Annotated in this window: 15 protein-coding genes; 12 read left to right on the top strand and 3 right to left on the bottom strand. The window is 69.7% G+C overall.

Features of this window, described 5'->3' with window-relative positions:
- The first annotated feature begins 157 nt into the window (after window positions 1-157).
- From ON27_RS03945 to ON27_RS03935, 3 genes are all read left to right on the top strand, one after another.
- Entirely contained in the window at window positions 158-514 is a 357-nt protein-coding gene (locus ON27_RS03945) for an SPW repeat domain-containing protein (RefSeq protein ID WP_043719407.1), read from the top strand.
- The gene (locus ON27_RS03940) at window positions 514-1,143 is read left to right on the top strand and encodes a TetR/AcrR family transcriptional regulator (protein WP_043719402.1); all 630 of its coding nucleotides are present in this window, start codon (window positions 514-516) and stop codon (window positions 1,141-1,143) included. The genes ON27_RS03945 and ON27_RS03940 overlap by 1 nt, the downstream gene beginning before the upstream one ends.
- A gap of 92 nt (window positions 1,144-1,235) precedes the next feature.
- Entirely contained in the window at window positions 1,236-2,192 is a 957-nt protein-coding gene (locus ON27_RS03935; RefSeq protein WP_063711271.1) for a type IV toxin-antitoxin system AbiEi family antitoxin domain-containing protein, read from the top strand.
- 127 nt (window positions 2,193-2,319) lie between these two features.
- Here the strand turns inward: ON27_RS03935 and ON27_RS03930 are convergent, their stop codons facing one another.
- Window positions 2,320-3,138, bottom strand: coding sequence for an alpha/beta fold hydrolase (locus tag ON27_RS03930; protein ID WP_051046191.1), 819 nt, complete (start codon window positions 3,136-3,138; stop codon window positions 2,320-2,322).
- A 181-nt stretch (window positions 3,139-3,319) separates the two neighbouring features.
- Between ON27_RS03930 and ON27_RS03925 the strand changes: the two genes are divergently transcribed.
- From ON27_RS03925 to ON27_RS03915, 3 genes are all read left to right on the top strand, one after another.
- On the top strand, window positions 3,320-4,594 hold the full coding sequence (locus tag ON27_RS03925) for an epoxide hydrolase family protein (protein ID WP_043719400.1): 1,275 nt from the start codon (window positions 3,320-3,322) through the stop codon (window positions 4,592-4,594).
- 120 nt (window positions 4,595-4,714) lie between these two features.
- Window positions 4,715-5,725 carry an adenylate/guanylate cyclase domain-containing protein gene (locus tag ON27_RS03920; RefSeq protein ID WP_043719442.1) on the top strand — a complete coding sequence of 337 codons (1,011 nt, stop codon included), beginning with the start codon at window positions 4,715-4,717 and terminating at the stop codon, window positions 5,723-5,725.
- A gap of 48 nt (window positions 5,726-5,773) precedes the next feature.
- Window positions 5,774-6,541 (top strand): RluA family pseudouridine synthase, encoded by a 768-nt coding sequence (locus ON27_RS03915; protein ID WP_043719396.1) that lies wholly within the window; start codon window positions 5,774-5,776, stop codon window positions 6,539-6,541.
- A gap of 210 nt (window positions 6,542-6,751) precedes the next feature.
- On the opposite strand, the gene ON27_RS03910 is transcribed toward ON27_RS03915, so the two are convergent.
- Window positions 6,752-7,354, bottom strand: coding sequence for a TIGR03086 family metal-binding protein (locus ON27_RS03910; protein ID WP_043719394.1), 603 nt, complete (start codon window positions 7,352-7,354; stop codon window positions 6,752-6,754).
- Window positions 7,355-7,405: 51 nt separating this feature from the next.
- On the opposite strand from ON27_RS03910, the gene ON27_RS03905 reads away from it, so the two are divergent.
- The 3 genes from ON27_RS03905 (at window position 7,406) to ON27_RS03895 (ending at window position 9,530) form a co-directional block, all read left to right on the top strand.
- A complete protein-coding gene (locus ON27_RS03905) occupies window positions 7,406-7,843 on the top strand; it encodes a MarR family winged helix-turn-helix transcriptional regulator (RefSeq protein ID WP_043719392.1) in 438 nt (145 codons plus the stop codon).
- 156 nt (window positions 7,844-7,999) lie between these two features.
- On the top strand, window positions 8,000-8,785 hold the full coding sequence (locus ON27_RS03900; protein ID WP_228839096.1) for a metallophosphoesterase: 786 nt from the start codon (window positions 8,000-8,002) through the stop codon (window positions 8,783-8,785).
- Window positions 8,786-8,852: 67 nt separating this feature from the next.
- Window positions 8,853-9,530, top strand: a complete 678-nt coding sequence (locus ON27_RS03895; RefSeq protein ID WP_043719390.1) for a hypothetical protein — start codon at window positions 8,853-8,855, stop codon at window positions 9,528-9,530.
- On the opposite strand, the gene ON27_RS03890 is transcribed toward ON27_RS03895, so the two are convergent.
- Entirely contained in the window at window positions 9,527-10,588 is a 1,062-nt protein-coding gene (locus ON27_RS03890) for an AraC family transcriptional regulator (RefSeq protein WP_043719386.1), read from the bottom strand. The genes ON27_RS03895 and ON27_RS03890 overlap by 4 nt on opposite strands.
- A gap of 85 nt (window positions 10,589-10,673) precedes the next feature.
- Between ON27_RS03890 and ON27_RS03885 the strand changes: the two genes are divergently transcribed.
- Genes ON27_RS03885 through ON27_RS03875 form a run of 3 tightly spaced genes read left to right on the top strand, consistent with a single transcriptional unit; the run spans window position 10,674 to window position 15,053 of the window.
- Entirely contained in the window at window positions 10,674-12,140 is a 1,467-nt protein-coding gene (locus ON27_RS03885; protein WP_043719384.1) for a flavin-containing monooxygenase, read from the top strand.
- A 55-nt stretch (window positions 12,141-12,195) separates the two neighbouring features.
- Complete coding sequence (locus ON27_RS03880; protein ID WP_245559773.1) at window positions 12,196-14,319, top strand: ABC transporter ATP-binding protein; 2,124 nt, start codon at window positions 12,196-12,198, stop codon at window positions 14,317-14,319.
- Window positions 14,316-15,053 carry an energy-coupling factor transporter transmembrane component T family protein gene (locus ON27_RS03875; protein ID WP_043719381.1) on the top strand — a complete coding sequence of 246 codons (738 nt, stop codon included), beginning with the start codon at window positions 14,316-14,318 and terminating at the stop codon, window positions 15,051-15,053. Before ON27_RS03880 ends, ON27_RS03875 begins: the two co-directional genes overlap by 4 nt.
- The last annotated feature ends 416 nt before the right edge of the window (window positions 15,054-15,469 follow it).

The following is a 15,469-nucleotide window of genomic DNA, read 5'->3' as shown; positions in this document are numbered from 1 at the left end:
CCCACCCTAACCTCCGCTTGGTTCGGGACTCTGTGAGGACCGTCACGTCAGGCCGGTCGAGGGACTGCCGCGCAATCGTTTCCGTTCCGGTATTGATCGGGCGGTCAATCAGAGTTATACCGAGGACAGGACATATCCACAGCCCGAGGAGGCACACATGTTCACCGAGAGCCGCGCGCAAGATTTCCTGGCTGTCGTGCTCGGAGCCTTCGCCGCACTGTCCCCCCTCTGGGTGGACACCAACGACAACGCCATGTGGTCGCTGATCGTGCTCGGCGTGCTCATCGCCCTCACCGGTCTCGCACAGATGGCCCGCCCCGAGATGGCGGCGGCGGACTACGTGATGGGCCTGTGCGGCGCACTGCTGTTCATCTCCCCCTGGGTCATGGACTTCACCGAGTACCGCAGCGCATCCTGGACCGCATGGGTGGTCGGGGTAGTGACGGCGGTGGTCGCGGTAGCGGCGCTGCCGACGGTGTCGGGACGTCTGCACGGCATGGCTCCGCATCACTGATGCAGATGCCCAAGGCCCGGCGCGCCGGGCGTCGCCGCAGCGCGAAAGCCGACGGCGACGCCCGGCAGCTCATCCTCGACGCCGCGGAGCGACTCTTCGCGGCGCAAGGATTCGACGCCACCGCGACGGCGGCCGTCGCCGCCGCGGCCGGCGTCCCGAAAGGACTCGTCTTCTACTACTTCCCGACCAAGGATTCGATCCTGTCCGCCTTGATGTCCGAGCGGGTGCCCGCGCAGCCGATCGATGACATCGGCACGGTGGTGACGCCGGGAGACCCGGCGGCCAGCCTGGTCAACCTCGACGCCGCGCTGAACCTGCGCGACCACCACTCGTCGGTGCTGCGGGTGATCCTGTGGCGCGAGGCCGACACCCATCCCGACGTGCGACGGCAGCTACGCCGCCTGCGCGACCAATTGCTGGACGTCACCGCCAGGGTGCTGCAAGCGAGCGCACCGGCCCCGGTTCGCCCCGGCACCCTGCGGGCCTGCGCCGCGGCCTGGGTCTCGGCGATGTTCGCCATCGCCAGCACCGACCGGCTGCACGCGCTCGACGGCGTGCCGCTGCCCACCGCCGACGAAGTGCTGAACGTGGCTCGAGTGGTCGCGGCGGGCATGACCCAGATGGGCTGATCGCGCACCGGAGTTTTCCACAGCCCGCGTGTTGTCCACATGCACCCGTTCGGCGGGTGCGCCGGGGCCACGGCTCGATCACGATCGTCGGTATGGAAGCACCGCAACTGATCTCGCGCCGACAGGCGCTGGCCTCCGGTCTGTCCGACAAGGCGCTGCACCGATTGTGCCGGACCGGGCAGTGGCAGCGGCTGCGGGCCGGGCACTACCTGAACTCGCCCGCATCCGGTCTCGGAGCCACCGGCCGGCATCTGCTGCTGACGCTGGCGACGGCGGAGTCCACGTCCGCGTCCGCCGTCACGAGCCACTGCTCGGCGGCGGTGCTGCACGGAATGGCGACCTGGGGCATTCCGCTCGATCGCGTGCATCTCACCAGGAACCGGATCAACGGCGGCCGGTCCAGCAGGCGAGTCGTGGTCCATTCGGCCCAAGTGGAGCCGGACGAGATAACCCTGGTCGACGACATCCGGGTGACCACTCCGGCGCGAACCGTCCTCGACATCGCCCGATCGGCGGGCTTCGAACAGTCCGTCGTGCTCGGGGATTCCGCTTTGCGCCAGGGCCTGACCACCACGGCGGAATTACGCGAACATCTCCGCAGGGCCAGGCACCGGCCGGGATGCCGCCGGGCCGCCCGCGTACTCGACTTCCTCGACGGGCGCAGTGCGAGCGTCGGCATATCCCGCAGCCGAATATTGTTGCGGCAGTATGGTTTCCCCACACCAGAAGTGCAGGCACGTGTCTTCACCGATAGCGCGATATGCGTCGGCCGCGTCGATTTCCTGTTCCCCGACCTCGGGGTGATCGGCGAGTTCGACGGACCGGGCGAGTACCGAACGGCGGCGCGCGGCCACCGGCCTTCCGCACTGGCGGTCACCGCGGCGCAGCCGCGCGAAGACCAGCTGCGCGCCCTCGGCTGGGCGGTCGCCCGCTGGACCTGGGAGGACCTGTCCGCTCCCGCCCGTCTGGCCGAGCGGCTGCACACGGCGTTCCACACCGCCACCGGCGACCACCGCTCCGGCTACTGGACACCTACTCCCGCACCTTGATTTCGCATGTCCACCACTCCCGAGCGCGAAGAGGCGTCCTATGACCCGCTGCCCGATCACACAGCACTCGGTCGCCCAGCGGGGTGACCGCGAGGCAGGAGGCATCGAAGATGCGGTATGCGAAGAGTCATGCGCTCGTGAGGAATTCGGTGACGTCGGTGGCGAAGCGGGGGTGTTTGATGGCGCCCATGTGGCCCGCGCCGGAGTAGATGACGAGGCGCGAATCGGGAATTCCGTCGGCGGTACGACGGAAATTGGCGAGGCTGTAGGCGGCATCCCGTTCGCCGCCGACGACGAGGGTGGGCGCCTGGATCTCGCCCAAGCGCTCGCCGAGGTCGAATCCGTCCTCGGCGCGGAGGAAGGCGTGCGTGTCGGCCGGGTCGGCCGGCCGGGTCAGCGGGTCGAGCAACCACATGGCGGCGGCCGCGAAACGCGCGGCGACGGGCGAGGACACGGAGATGGGCGCCAAGTGGTGCATCGCCCGGCGGCCGTGCAGCGCGGCCTCGGCGTAGCGCATCTGGCCTTCCTTGGCGGCCGGGTCCAACCGGTAGCCGGACGACGCTACGACAAGGCGGCGCACCACCTCGGGATGATCGGCGGCCAGTTGCAGCGCCACCGAGCCGCCGGAGGAGACGCCGAGCACGTCGACCGGTGCCCCGAACTCGCCGCGCAGCGCATCCGCGTGCTCGGCGGCGATCTCGCCCATCGTGATGCCCTCCGCCATGCCCGGCGCGCGGCTCACCGCGTAGACGCGGAAGTTCCGGGCGAGCGGCGCCAGTGTCTTGATCTCGGAATCGCGCATCCACCCGCGGGGATTCGCGTGGTCGGGGCTGAACCACCGGAGGAACACCAGCGGCCGGCCGGAACCGATGGCGAAATACGGCAGGCCATGCGCCCACGTACCCTCCGTGATCTCGAACCGCGCAACCCGCCCGGCCTTACCCACAGTGCCCTCCGATCAGAGACCCGTTCGTCGTCCCGACGCTATCGGAGCACGCCGTGGGGCGCGATGACCTCCGTGGTCGGATTCGGGAACGCCGCGTGCCTCCAGCGGTCGCCGATGCGATCGGCCCAGGGCGTCTCGCACGCGCCCCTGGCCGGGAAAGCGCCCGGAGCATACTGGCCGCATGAGTCACGAGCCTCTTTCCCGCCGGGTCGAGACACGGCCGTTTCCGCTTGCGCCCGAGCGCATCCAGGTTTCCGACGAGGTGCTGGCCGATCTGCGGGCACGGCTCGAACTGACCCGCTGGCCGGTCGACGCGGGCAACGAGGACTGGTCCTACGGTGTGTCGCGAGAATATCTGCGCGAGCTGGTCGAGTACTGGCGCACCGGCTACGACTGGCGTGCGGCAGAGGCCGCGATCAACGCCTACGAGCACTATTTCGTCCAGATCGAGGGTGTGCGGGTGCATTTCCTGCGCAGGCCCGGTGCCGGGCCGAACCCGACGCCGTTGATCCTCACCCACGGCTGGCCGTGGACCTTCTGGCACTGGGCGAAGGTGGTCGACCCGCTGGCCGACCCAGCGGCTTTCGGCGGCGACCCTGCCGACGCGTTCGAGGTGATCGTTCCGTCGTTCCCTGGGTTCGGCTTCTCCGCACCGCTGCCGGGCCACCCGGACATGAACTTCTGGAAGGTCGCCGACCTCTGGCACGTCCTGATGACCGAGACGCTCGGCCATCCGAAGTACGCCGCCGCGGGTTGCGATGTGGGTGCGCTCGTCACGGGTCAGCTCGGGCACAAGTACGCCGACGAGCTGTACGGCATCCATATCGGCTCCGGTCAGAAGCTCACCTTGTTCGACGGCGACCGAGCTTGGGACATCAGCGGTGGCAGGCCCCTGCCCGACGGCCTACCCGACGGCGTGCGCGCCCGGACGATCGAGCTGGAACGACGTTTCGCCGTGCACCTGGCCGCGCACGTACTCGAACCGAGCACCCTCGCCTACGGTTTGTCCGACTCCCCCGCCGGAATGCTCGCTTGGATACTGCAGCGCTGGGTGACCTGGAGCGACAACGGCGGCGATATCGAGTCCGTTTTCAGCAAGGACGACCTGCTCACCCACGCGATGATCTTCTGGGTCACCAATTCCATCGGCACGTCCATCCGCACCTACGCCAACAACAATCGCTACCCCTGGACCCCGTCGCACGACCGGCAGCCACCCATCGAGGCGCCCACCGGCATCACCTTCGTCGGCCACGAGAATCCGCCCGGCGTCACCACCGATCGCCGTGTGCGGCACTTCGTCGACAGCGATCGCGGCGCTTGGTACAACCACGTCAACCTCACCGCCCACGAGCACGGCGGCCACTTCATCCCCTGGGAGATACCGGCCCAATGGGTCGAGGATCTGCGGCGGACCTTCCGGGGCCGCACCCCGGCCACCGCCGCGCAGCGCTGAAGGGGATCGATGACGCCCTCGGCGCGCGAGCGAAGCCGACGTCGCCTGGCCGGCGGTTTGTGAACTGCCCCAATGCAGGCCGCGTCGTCGGATGCGGCCCGTAAGGTACCGATCATGGACATGGCGCCCACCGAGAGGTCCGAGCTGGTGCAGTCGGTCGTCGAGTCCTATCTGCTCGACGGAGCTCGCCGGTACAACCGCACCGAGGTCGCCGAGCAGTCGGGGACGACGACGGCGCTCACCAAGCGCCTGTGGACGGCGCTCGGCTTCCCGTCCAGCATCGGTGACGAAGCGGTCGACTACGCCGACGCCGATGTCGCGGCGGTGCGCAACTTCGAGCAGCTCACCGTGTTGTCCTCGGCGGACGTGCGGCAGCAGTCGGCGACCGCGCGCACGCTCGGCCAGGGCATGGCGCGCCTGGCGGAATGGCAGGTCGACCTGGTACTGGCGGAGATCGAGGAACGCATCGCCCGCGCGAATCCCGAGGCCGACCCGGAGGAGACGGTGCGCGCCGCCACCGAGGGCGCCATCGCCACGCTGGAACAGCTGAACGCCTACGCGTGGCGGCGGCATCTCGCCGCGGCGCTGTCGCGCTCGATGGACCCGGGGACGAGCGCGGGTGAGTCGGTGCGCGAACTGGCCGTCGGGTTCGCCGACATGGTCGGCTACACCCGGCTGACCAGGCACCTGCATCCGGACGAGCTGTCCATACTGCTGGAGGCGTTCGAATCCACCACGACGGCCGCCATCACCGAGAACGGCGGATGGGTGATCAAGAACGTCGGCGACGAAGTCATGTTCGCCACCGAAACCGCCACCGAGGCCGCCCGGATAGCCCTCGCCGTCCAGGAGTCCACGATGATGGTCGGCGGCACCCCCGATCTGCGGGTCGCCGTCGCCTACGGCCCGGTACTGCAACGCTTCGGCGACCTGTACGGCTCGGTGGTGAACATCGCCTCGCGGCTCACCGGCGTCGCGCGGCCGGGCACCGTCCTGATCGACGACCACGCCGCCACCGCGCTGGAGGGCGACCCGGCATTCACCATCAAGCACCTGCGCAGCGTCCGGGTGCGCGGCTTCAACCGCCTGCGTCCGCATCTGCTGCGCCGCAACGGCAAGAACGGCAAGTAGCCGCGACCGCCTGCCGCCCGCCCGCGACGCCCGCCCTAGGCTCGTCCGGTGGACACGGACTGGTCACAGCTACGCGCGCGTTCCCTGGTCGAGGAGGACGCGGCGATCCTGGCCCTGCACAAACCGGCCGGCATCGCCGTCACCGGCGAGCGGCACGACACCGACTTGGTCGAATCGGCGGCCGCGGCCGGTGAGACGCTGTATCCGGTGCACCGGATCGACAAGGTGACCTCGGGCCTGATCCTGTTCGCGAAGGAACTCCGGGCGCACGGCGAGCTGACCAGGCAGTTCAACAAGCAGACCGCCGAGAAGGCGTACCTGGCCGTCGTCGCGGCCACCGGCCTGCCCGACACCGGCGTGTTCGATCTGCCGCTCAGCGTGGGGCGCAAGAACCGGGTGCGGATCGCGGCGCCGCGCGAGAGCATCCGGCATGCGGCGGGGCGCTGGTTCGTCGACGACGCCGACCTGCTGCCCGCGAAGAACTACCCGTCGCTCACCCAGTTCGTGACGGTGCTGCGCGGCCCGGCGCACACCGTGCTCGCGCTGCGCCCGGTCACCGGCCGCCGCCACCAGATCCGCGTCCACCTGGCCTGGACCGGGCATCCGATCGTGGGCGACCCCCTGTTCGATCGCTCCGGCGCCCACCAACGGACCTACCTGCACTCGTGGCGCCTCGGCCTCACCGCCTCTTGGCGCACCCCGCCGGAACTGTCGCTGACCGCCGAGCCCGACACCGATTTCTGGGCTCCGCTGGGTGAATCCGCGACCCCGCCGTCCCTCGACCACGCAGCCGACCTCCTGCGCACGATCCGGTAGGCGGACCCGCTTCGTTCCGCACAGCCCGGTCAGCACCCGCACCGGCTTCGACCCCCGGACGCCGTGCGGCGACTCCCACGGCGCCGAGTCCGGCACCGGCCATTCGTCGCGCTCTCGCGCGGAAGGCACCTGGTCGCGATTCATCCACAATCATCCTCAGGGGAATTGCCCAGGCGCGCGGAGCATGTGCGAGGGAGCCGCTCCAGCACGTCAGCTCGGCCAGTTCGGCGAGCGGCCGAGGGCCAGCAGGATCCGGTCGAGGGTGGAGGTATGTTCCGGCCCGGTCAGCGCTGGACCGAAGGCCGCGCCAGGGGCGGAACGTTCCGGGCCGTCGGGAACGGTCAGGGCGATGGTCAGCGCTTCATCGGCCAGGGCGGCATCGGGCGTGACGGTCTCACCGATCGATCGCGCGACGTCCCAGGCATGGACGACGCTGTCCACCAGATGGAAACCGATCACCTGGGCGGCGGGGATGCCCCGGTCCGGCAGGATTTCCGCGAGCACCAGCGTGCGCTCGAAGACGTCCTCGGCGGCGAACGCGGCCAGCACGTCGTCGGCCGACGCGCGATAGTCGGCGACCGGGTCGGCGGACGGGCGAACGGCCCAGACACCGGGATCGTCGCCGCCCCGCGCGGCGTCGGCGAAGCCGTGGTTCTGGGCGATCATGTGTTCCAGCAGCTCACGCAGACGCCAACCAGCACAGGGGGTCTCGGAGTCCAGTTGGTCGGGGCGCACGCGATCGACGGCGTCCACACTCAAACGAACGGACCGGGCATGCCGGGCACGCAATTCTTCTACCGAATCAGTAAGCATACGCACATCATATGCATCAGCTTATAAATTGCCAAGCAGTATCGTCGGTCCATGCCGAACGCCCGTCCCGATCTCGCCGCGATGATCGCGCCGCTCATCCGGGCGCTCATGGCCGCCGAACAACCCATCCTGGAGCGCCATGAGCTATCGATGTGGGGCTATTCCGTCCTTCTCGGACTCGGCGCCGAGCCCGTCCACACCCAGGCGGCGCTGGCCAAGGCGATCGGCGCGGACAAGACCCGCATCATCGGCGTACTCGACGAGCTGCAGCGCCGCGGCCTGATCACGCGCGAACCCGATCCGACGGACCGGCGGGTCAACCTGGTGTCACTCACCGACGCGGGCCGCAGCCTGCGCGATCGCGCCCAGCGCGAGATCCAGGCGGGCGAGGACCGACTGCTCGAGCGGCTGCCCGCGCCGGATCGCCGCACGTTCCTGCGCGCCCTGCGCACCCTCTCCGACGCGGTCTCCGAATCCCCCACATCCTGACCCAATGTGATGTCGGCCATGATCCGCCGAGGAGCCCCGGCGCGGTGGCGAGCGTCATGGCGACGCGTAATACGCAGGTCAACTAGCCTGATGACGTGCGGCGACCGCGACGCGCGCACACTCTGGCGCAGTGCAGCGAACCCCTAGCGAAAGCGAATGCCGATGATCCTGGTGGCTCAGGTCAGCGACACACATTTCGATCTCGGCACCCGCAATGCCGAACGTGTGCACCAGGTCATGGCGTTCATCGCCGGCCTACGCCGCAGACCGGACGCCATCCTCGTGACCGGCGACATCACCGAGTCCGGCAAACCCGAGCAGTACGCGGAGGCCAAGCTCGCGTTCGACGCCGAGATCCCGGTGTACGCCATCCCCGGCAACCACGACGACCGCGCGGGCTTCCGCGCGAGCCTGCTCGGCGAGCCCGCCTCCGACGCCCCGATCAACCGCTCGCATCGCATCGGCGATCTCACGGTCGCGCTGCTGGATTCGAGCGTTCCCGGGGAGGCGGGTGGGCGACTGGCCGACGAGACCTATCGGTGGCTGGACGAGGTGCTCGACGCGGCGCCGGCGGGCAAGCCCATCCTGCTCGCGCTGCACCACCCGCCCGCGCACCTGTTCAGCCCGATCGTCGACGATATCGCCCTCGCCGAGCCGCAGCGACTGGCCGAACTGGTGGCCGGGGACGACCGGATCGTCGCCGTTCTCACCGGGCACGCGCATTCGGCCGCGACCACCACGTTCGGGGGACGCCCGCTGCTGGTGGCCCCGAGCACCGCGTCGGTGCTCAGCGGCGAGTGGGAACTGGACCTGCCCGACCACGTGATGGACTACGCGCCGGACCCGGCGGTCGCGCTGCACGTCATCGGCGACGACCACCGGCTCACCACCCACTTCCGCACCGTCGCGCTGGGCGGCCGGATCGGCGTGCAACCGGTCTGACGGCGGTTTACCCGGCCCGAGCCGGGGCAATCGGGAGGCACACGACGCCTACCCGGGAGGATTCGCCATGGTCGATCTACCAGCCGCAGTGGTGAAGAACGCGTTCGCGGCCGGAGCACGGATCCGGCATGCGCGGGTGTTCCATCCGACGGGGTTGCACCTGGCCGGTCGACTGCACGCGGAGCCCGAATTCGAGCCCCTCTTCGGCCCTGGCGACCGTGCGGTCATCGCGCGGTTGTCCAAGGGCGTCGGCCTGCCGGACGGTCTGCCGGATGTGCTCGGCTTGGCGTTCCGGGTGCTCGGCCATGACGACCAGCCATGGGATTTCGCACTGGCCACCACGGGCCAGGGAGCGCTGGGCAGGCTGGTGATCACACCGGCGCGCGGCTGGGCCAGCGCACGCTACGGATGCCTGATGCCCTACCGGATCGACAACTCCGCACCCACCTGGTTCTTCGCCGAGCCCGACGGCGTGCAGCCCGAGTCGGCGTCGCTCGAGTCGATGCAAGCCCACCTGCAAGAGGATCTGGTGAGCTTCACCCTCACCGCCAGCCGCCTCGGCGGCCCCGCCTGGCGGGTCGCCGAACTCACGCTGCGGCCCGCCGAATCCGCCGAGCATCGCACGGACTACTTCGATCCGATGCTCAACCATCCGCCCGAAGTGGAACTGTTCCCCAAAGCCATCGGCAAGATTCGCGAACTGGCCTACACCGGCAGCAGGAGCGGCCGAGGCGAGGGGGCCTAACGCCGGACGACGCGTTCGCGGCGGTAGGCCGCCGGGGTGTTACCGGTCCACCGTTTGAACGCGAAGATGAATGTCGAGGCTTCGGCATAGCCGAGCCGGATCGCCACGTCGCTCACCGATAGCGGTGTGGCGGTGAGCATTTCCTCCGCCAATGCCCGCCGTACTTCGTCCAGCAGCGCGCGATAGCTGGTGCCCGCCGCATCGAGGTGGCGCCGCAGCGTGCGCGTGCTCATATTGAGATCGTTCGCCACGGCGTCGATGCCGGGTGGCGCGGCGAACCCGTCCGCGCCGCCGCGCGGCACCAGGCGCTCGCGCACCTCGGACGCGATGCCGGTGCGAGCCCTGCGGCGGTGCACCAGGTCCCGGCACTGCGCCAGGCACATCGCCCAGGTGTGCTCGTTGGCCTGCGGCAGTGGTTGCTCCAGCAGCATCGGTTCGATCGCGAACAGGTTGCGCGGCATGCCGAAACGCGGCGGCACCACCGTGACCTCCGTGATCCGGTCCGCGTAGGCGGGTGCGGGGAAACGGAATTCTGCCCTGGTCAGCGGCAAACGCGTACCGAGCAGGTCGCTCATCACCTGGTGCATGGCCGTGACGTCGCGTTCGACGAGGAATTGGCGCACGTCGGCGGGCACCGACTCGTCGTGCACCACCGCGACGAACTCCCCGTCGCCCCATTCGGCGACCGGCAGGCAGAACGTGAAGCTGAGATCCAGGTAGCGCAACGCGAAGCTGATCGCCTCCCCGAGTGTCGGGCTGCTGACGCAGGCGAAGCCGAAGATGCCGAAGGTGGTGATCCGGTAGCGACGGCCGACCTCCACGCCCAGCGCGGGCCGGTCGGCGAGCTCGCGGACGAGATTGCGGACGACCGCCAGTTCGGTATGCGCGTCGATCTGCGCGTCCGGATCTCGCAATTGCTGCTCGCTGAGACCGGTCCCTTGCAGCATCGGCGCGGCGGGCACGCCGCGCTCCGCCGCGTAGCCGACCATCAGCGCCACGCTGGCCACCCCGCGCGGAAAGTTCCAATCGCGGATTTCCGGATCCTGCACCCGCTCCACGCGGACATTATGGCCGAATTTCTCGATACTTCGGCACACCGGCTCCTACAGTGTAGAGAGTTACGGTCGCAGTGAGGAGTGTCACATGACAGTGCGCAATGGGCCGTCGATCCTCATCATCGGCGCGGGCTTCGGCGGCATCGGCATGGCGATCGAATTGCGCCGCAACGGCTTCCACGACATCACCATCCTGGAGCGCGCCGCCGACATCGGCGGGGTGTGGCGGGAGAACACCTACCCCGGCGCCGCCTGCGACGTCCCGTCCCCGCTGTACTCGTTCTCCTTCGAACCCAAGCCCGACTGGCCGCAGCGGTACTCGGGCCAGGCTGCCATCCACCGATACCTGCGCGGCGTCGCCGAACGGCACGACGTGTTGTCGGCGATCCGTTTCGGCGCCGGCGTCACCGACGCGGAATTCGACGACGCCACCGGCCGGTGGACCGTCCGCACCGCCGACGGCGGCAGCTGGATCGCGGACGTGCTGATCTCGGCGGTGGGGCAGCTGTCGCGCCCGTCCCTGCCCGCCATTCCGGGCATCGAGACCTTCGCGGGCCCGTCGTTCCATTCGGCCGAGTGGGACCACGGCGTCGACCTCGGCGGCAAACGCGTCGCCTGCGTCGGCACCGGGGCCAGCGCCATCCAGTTCATCCCGCAGATCCAGCCCGTGGTCGCCGAACTCACGCTGTTCCAGCGCACGCCCGCCTGGGTGATCCCGAAGTTCGACACCGATTACACGCCGATCCAGCACAACCTGTTCGCGCGGGTGCCGGGCGTGCTGCTGGCCGAACGGTTCGGGTGGTGGTCGATCGCCGAGTTCGTCTCGCTCGGGCTGGTGGAATTTCCCGTGATCGCGCGGTGGGTGGCCCGCATCGCCGCCCGGCACCTGGCCGAACAGGTCGAGGACCCGCAGCTGCGGGCCAAGCTCACCCCGGACTATCCGATCGGCTGCAAGCGCGCGCTGTTCTCCAACGACTACTACCCCGCGCTCACCCAACCGAACGTGCGGGTGGAGACCACCGCCATCAGCGAGATCACCCCGCGGGGCATCGGCACCGCCGACGGAGCGGTGCACGAGGCGGACGTGATCATCTACGGCACCGGCTTCAAGGGCACGGAGTTCCTGTATCCGATGGACGTCTACGGCCGAGGGGGCCGCAAGCTGGCCGACGCCTGGGCCGACGGCGCGCACGCCTACTACGGCATCACGGTGCCGGACTTCCCGAACCTCTTCCTGATCTACGGACCGAACACCAATCTCGGCGTCGGCTCGATTATCTACATGATCGAGTCGCAGGCGCGCTACATCCGCCAGGCCGTGCGGCTGCTCGCCGACCACCCCGGCCACTGCGTCGAGGTCCGCGCGGACCTGGAGCAGGACTACAACACCGCACTCCAGCAGCGCTTGGCCCGCACCCCGTGGAACTTCTGCTCGAGCTGGTACCGCAACGCCGCGGGCCGCATCACCAACAACTGGCCCGGATCGCAAACCAGCTACCGGCGCCGCACCCGTCGCCTCGATCCCCGGCACTACACGCTCACCCCGGTCTCCTGACGGGCGACGATCCAGCTCGCCCCGGCATCGCCCGCCGGGCTGGCAGACTTGTGCTGTGCATGAACTGGACCGTCCGGGCGAATCGGGTCAGCGCGGGCCGCTGCGTCCGATCGAGCTGGCCACCGGCGCCGTGCTGGGCGGAGCGACCGTCGGGCTGGTGACCATCGGATCGGTGGTCCCGTTCGCCGCCGCGCTGAACCTCGTCGCCGCGGTCCCGATCGGGCTGGTCGCCCATCGCTTCCGGCCGCGGGCGGTGGTGACCGCGACCATCGCGGCCACACTGGTCACCTTCGTGGCAGCCGGCATGGCGGCGGCGACGGCATTGCTCGCCGCGGCCACCATGGGCGGGATCATCGGAAGCGTGAAACGGCGCGGCGGCGGCGTCGTGGCCGTGTTCGGGCTCTCGCTGCTGGCCGGGCTGGCCTGGGCCGCGCTCGCCGTCGGGTCGCTGCTGGCGCTGTCGAGTACGCGCAATCTGGTCTTCGACAACATCCGCAACGTCTCGCGCGGTCTGCAGGATCTCGCCGGTCAGGTGCAACTGGCCGCGCTCGGGCGGCTCGTGGCGGAACTGGCCGACTCGGTGCTGCGCTGGTGGTGGGTGTGGATCGGCGGCGGCGTCACGCTCGGCATGGTGGCCACCGGGGTGTTCTCCTGGTACGTCCTCGGCTCGGTACTGGACCGGCTGGAGTGGTTGCCCGGCTCCGACCGGCTCGACGCGCCGGTGGACGACCGGCCGATCGCGCCGCTTCCGGTCACGCTGCGCGACGCCGGGTTCCGCTACCCCGGCGCGGCGCGCGAGGCGCTCAGCGGCGTCGACCTGACCGTGGCGGTCGGCGAATTCGTGGCCGTGGTCGGACACAACGGATCGGGCAAGTCGACGCTGACCCGGTTGCTGGCGGGGCTGCCGCCCACCTCGGGATCGGTGTGGCGGCCCGGATCGGCCGGACTCGGGCGGCTCGGCGGGACGGCGCTGGTCCTGCAGCGCCCCGAGAGCCAGACCCTCGGCGTGCTCGTCGCCGACGACGTCGTATGGGGCTTGTCCGCGCAGCTCGCCGCCGAGGTGGACGTCGAGGGACTGCTCGGCGAGGTCGGGCTCGCCGGGATGGGCGGCAAGGAGACCGCCACACTCTCCGGTGGACAGCAGCAGCGGCTCGCGGTCGCGGCGGCGCTGGCCCGGCGGCCCGCCCTGCTGATCGCCGACGAGGCGACCTCGATGATCGATCCGGACGGCCGCCGGGAACTGGTGGAACTGCTGGCCGCGCTGCCGAAACGGCACCCGATGGCCGTGGTGCTGGTCACCCATCACGAAGCCGATGCCGCGGCCGCCGACCGAGTGGTGCACCTGGCCGCGGGCCGTTCGGTCGGACACCTGCCCGCGTGGCCGCGCCCGGTGCGCGACGAGCGACGCAGGCCGATGGGCGAGCCGATCCTGGAACTGCGCGACGTCCGCCACACCTACAACCGCGCGACGCCGTGGGAAGCGCCCGCCCTGCACGGCGTCGACCTGTCCGTCCGGCAGGGCGAGGCGCTGCTCATCGTGGGCGGGAACGGCTCGGGCAAATCCACCCTGGCCTGGATCATGGCGGGTCTGATCGAACCGAGTTCCGGACGCTGCGACCTGCGCGGCAAGCCGATCAGCAAGCAGATCGGCCGGGTCGAGCTCGCGTTCCAGCATTCCCGCCTGCAATTGCAGAAGCAGACCGTCGGCGCGGAGATCGCGGACTGGGGCGGGCGGGCCACGGGCTCCGGTGCGGTCGGCCGTGCACTGGACGCCGTCGGACTGGACCGGTCGCTGGCCGCGCGCTCGATCGAGGAACTCAGCGGCGGCCAGGCCAAACGGGTGGTGCTCGCCGCCATCGTGGCCAGTCATCCCCAGGTGGTCGTCCTCGACGAGCCCCTGGCCGGTCTCGACCCGGAGGGCCGGGCCGACGTCGTGGAGCTGCTGGCGCGGCTGCGGGATTCCGGATTGACGCTGATCGTCATCTCGCACGACGTGGCCGACATGGCGGCGGTGTGCGATCGGACGGTGCATCTGCGCTCGGGACGCATCCTGGGCGCGGAATCCGCGTGGGACGCCACGCCGCTGCCGGGCAAGGCGGGCGCGCAGGCCGACTCCGGCTCCGGGGCGCTGCGGCCGGGTGCGACCGCCTGGCGATTCGAGCACGGAGGTCGAGGATGAGCACCGTTCTGCTGCGTCAGGTGCCGGTCGACAGCCCGGTGCACCGGCTGTGGGCGGGCACCAAGATGATCGGGGTGTTCCTGATCAGCCTGGTGCTGATGTTCATGCCGTCCTGGCCGGTGCTCGGAATCATGACGGCGTTCCTCGTGGTCGTCGGCGTCGCCGCCCGGTTGCCGCTCGGCACGCTGCCGCGCCTGCCCTGGTGGTTCTGGGCGCTGTTCCTCGTCGGCGGCCTGATCACCGTGCCGGTGGGCGGCGCGGCGGTGCTGCGCTACGCGCAGATCGCCACGTTCACCCTGATCCTGGTGGCCGCCTCGTTCCTCATCGCGTGGACCACCCCCATGGGCGATATCGCGCCCGCCCTCGCCAAGTTGGGCGCGCCGCTACGCAGGCTCCGGCTCCCGGTGGACGAATGGGCCGTTGTCGTCGCGCTCACTCTGCGAGGTCTGCCACTGCTCATGGAGGAGATCCGGGTGCTGCGGGCCGCTCGCCGGCTCCGCCCCAAAGACGGCATGCTCGCCCGCGCGGCCGACAACCCGCTCATCGACATCCTCACCGCGGCCATGGCGGTATCCACCCGCCGCGCCGGTGAACTGGGCGAGGCGATCACCGCGCGCGGCGGCACGGGGCAACTCACCGCCCACCCCAGCGCTCCGGGCCGCCGCGACGCGCTCGCGCTCGCCTTGGTCGTCGGCGTCTGTCTCGGTTCGGTCGCGCTGCACCTGCTGCTCTGAACTCGGGCCGCGAACGAGGGCGTTGGGTTCGTATCGAGCGCCCGTGCAGCGAATCGCGCTCTGCCGGGCCAAAAACCGGATGCCGGTCGGTTGCCACCTGTACAGGTCCCCGACGAATCCCGCCAGCGCAATTCGCCGAATGTTTGCGGGATGATGATCGCCTCCCGATCCGCGGAACAGACCAGCAGGCGCCGATTCCCTACCGCCCAAGCGGTTTTGGCCATCCCCCACCGTGGCTACACCCACATTGAATAGCCAACCGCTATAACCTCAGTAAGGACAGGAAAATCTGAAGATTACCCCTTTAATTCGGGCACTAAACCTTCTCAGCCACAGTACAGTTACCACTCAGAGGTAGCTGTCTTCTGGATCACATTACGGATGTACATGCCGACGGGGGAAGGAATTTCGGCGTG

This window comes from Nocardia asiatica NBRC 100129 (genome assembly GCF_000308415.1).
Classification (GTDB): Bacteria; Actinomycetota; Actinomycetes; order Mycobacteriales; family Mycobacteriaceae; genus Nocardia; species Nocardia asiatica.
Note: the sequence above shows the minus strand (reverse complement) of the source record. Positions and strands in the feature narration are given on the sequence as shown.

Bases quoted from the DNA above. Each gene is read 5' to 3' on its own strand.
- ON27_RS03925 (WP_043719400.1), top strand. From the start codon at position 3,320: ATGAGTCACGAGCCTCTTTCCCGCCGGGTCGAGACACGGCCGTTTCCG.
- ON27_RS03875 (WP_043719381.1), top strand. From the start codon at position 14,316: ATGAGCACCGTTCTGCTGCGTCAGGTGCCGGTCGACAGCCCGGTGCAC.
- ON27_RS03920 (WP_043719442.1), top strand. From the start codon at position 4,715: ATGGCGCCCACCGAGAGGTCCGAGCTGGTGCAGTCGGTCGTCGAGTCC.
- ON27_RS03935 (WP_063711271.1), top strand. From the start codon at position 1,236: ATGGAAGCACCGCAACTGATCTCGCGCCGACAGGCGCTGGCCTCCGGT.
- ON27_RS03945 (WP_043719407.1), top strand. From the start codon at position 158: ATGTTCACCGAGAGCCGCGCGCAAGATTTCCTGGCTGTCGTGCTCGGA.
- ON27_RS03905 (WP_043719392.1), top strand. From the start codon at position 7,406: ATGCCGAACGCCCGTCCCGATCTCGCCGCGATGATCGCGCCGCTCATC.
- ON27_RS03900 (WP_228839096.1), top strand. From the start codon at position 8,000: ATGCCGATGATCCTGGTGGCTCAGGTCAGCGACACACATTTCGATCTC.
- ON27_RS03885 (WP_043719384.1), top strand. From the start codon at position 10,674: ATGACAGTGCGCAATGGGCCGTCGATCCTCATCATCGGCGCGGGCTTC.
- ON27_RS03895 (WP_043719390.1), top strand. From the start codon at position 8,853: ATGGTCGATCTACCAGCCGCAGTGGTGAAGAACGCGTTCGCGGCCGGA.
- ON27_RS03910 (WP_043719394.1), bottom strand. From the start codon at position 7,354: ATGCTTACTGATTCGGTAGAAGAATTGCGTGCCCGGCATGCCCGGTCC.
- ON27_RS03940 (WP_043719402.1), top strand. From the start codon at position 514: ATGCAGATGCCCAAGGCCCGGCGCGCCGGGCGTCGCCGCAGCGCGAAA.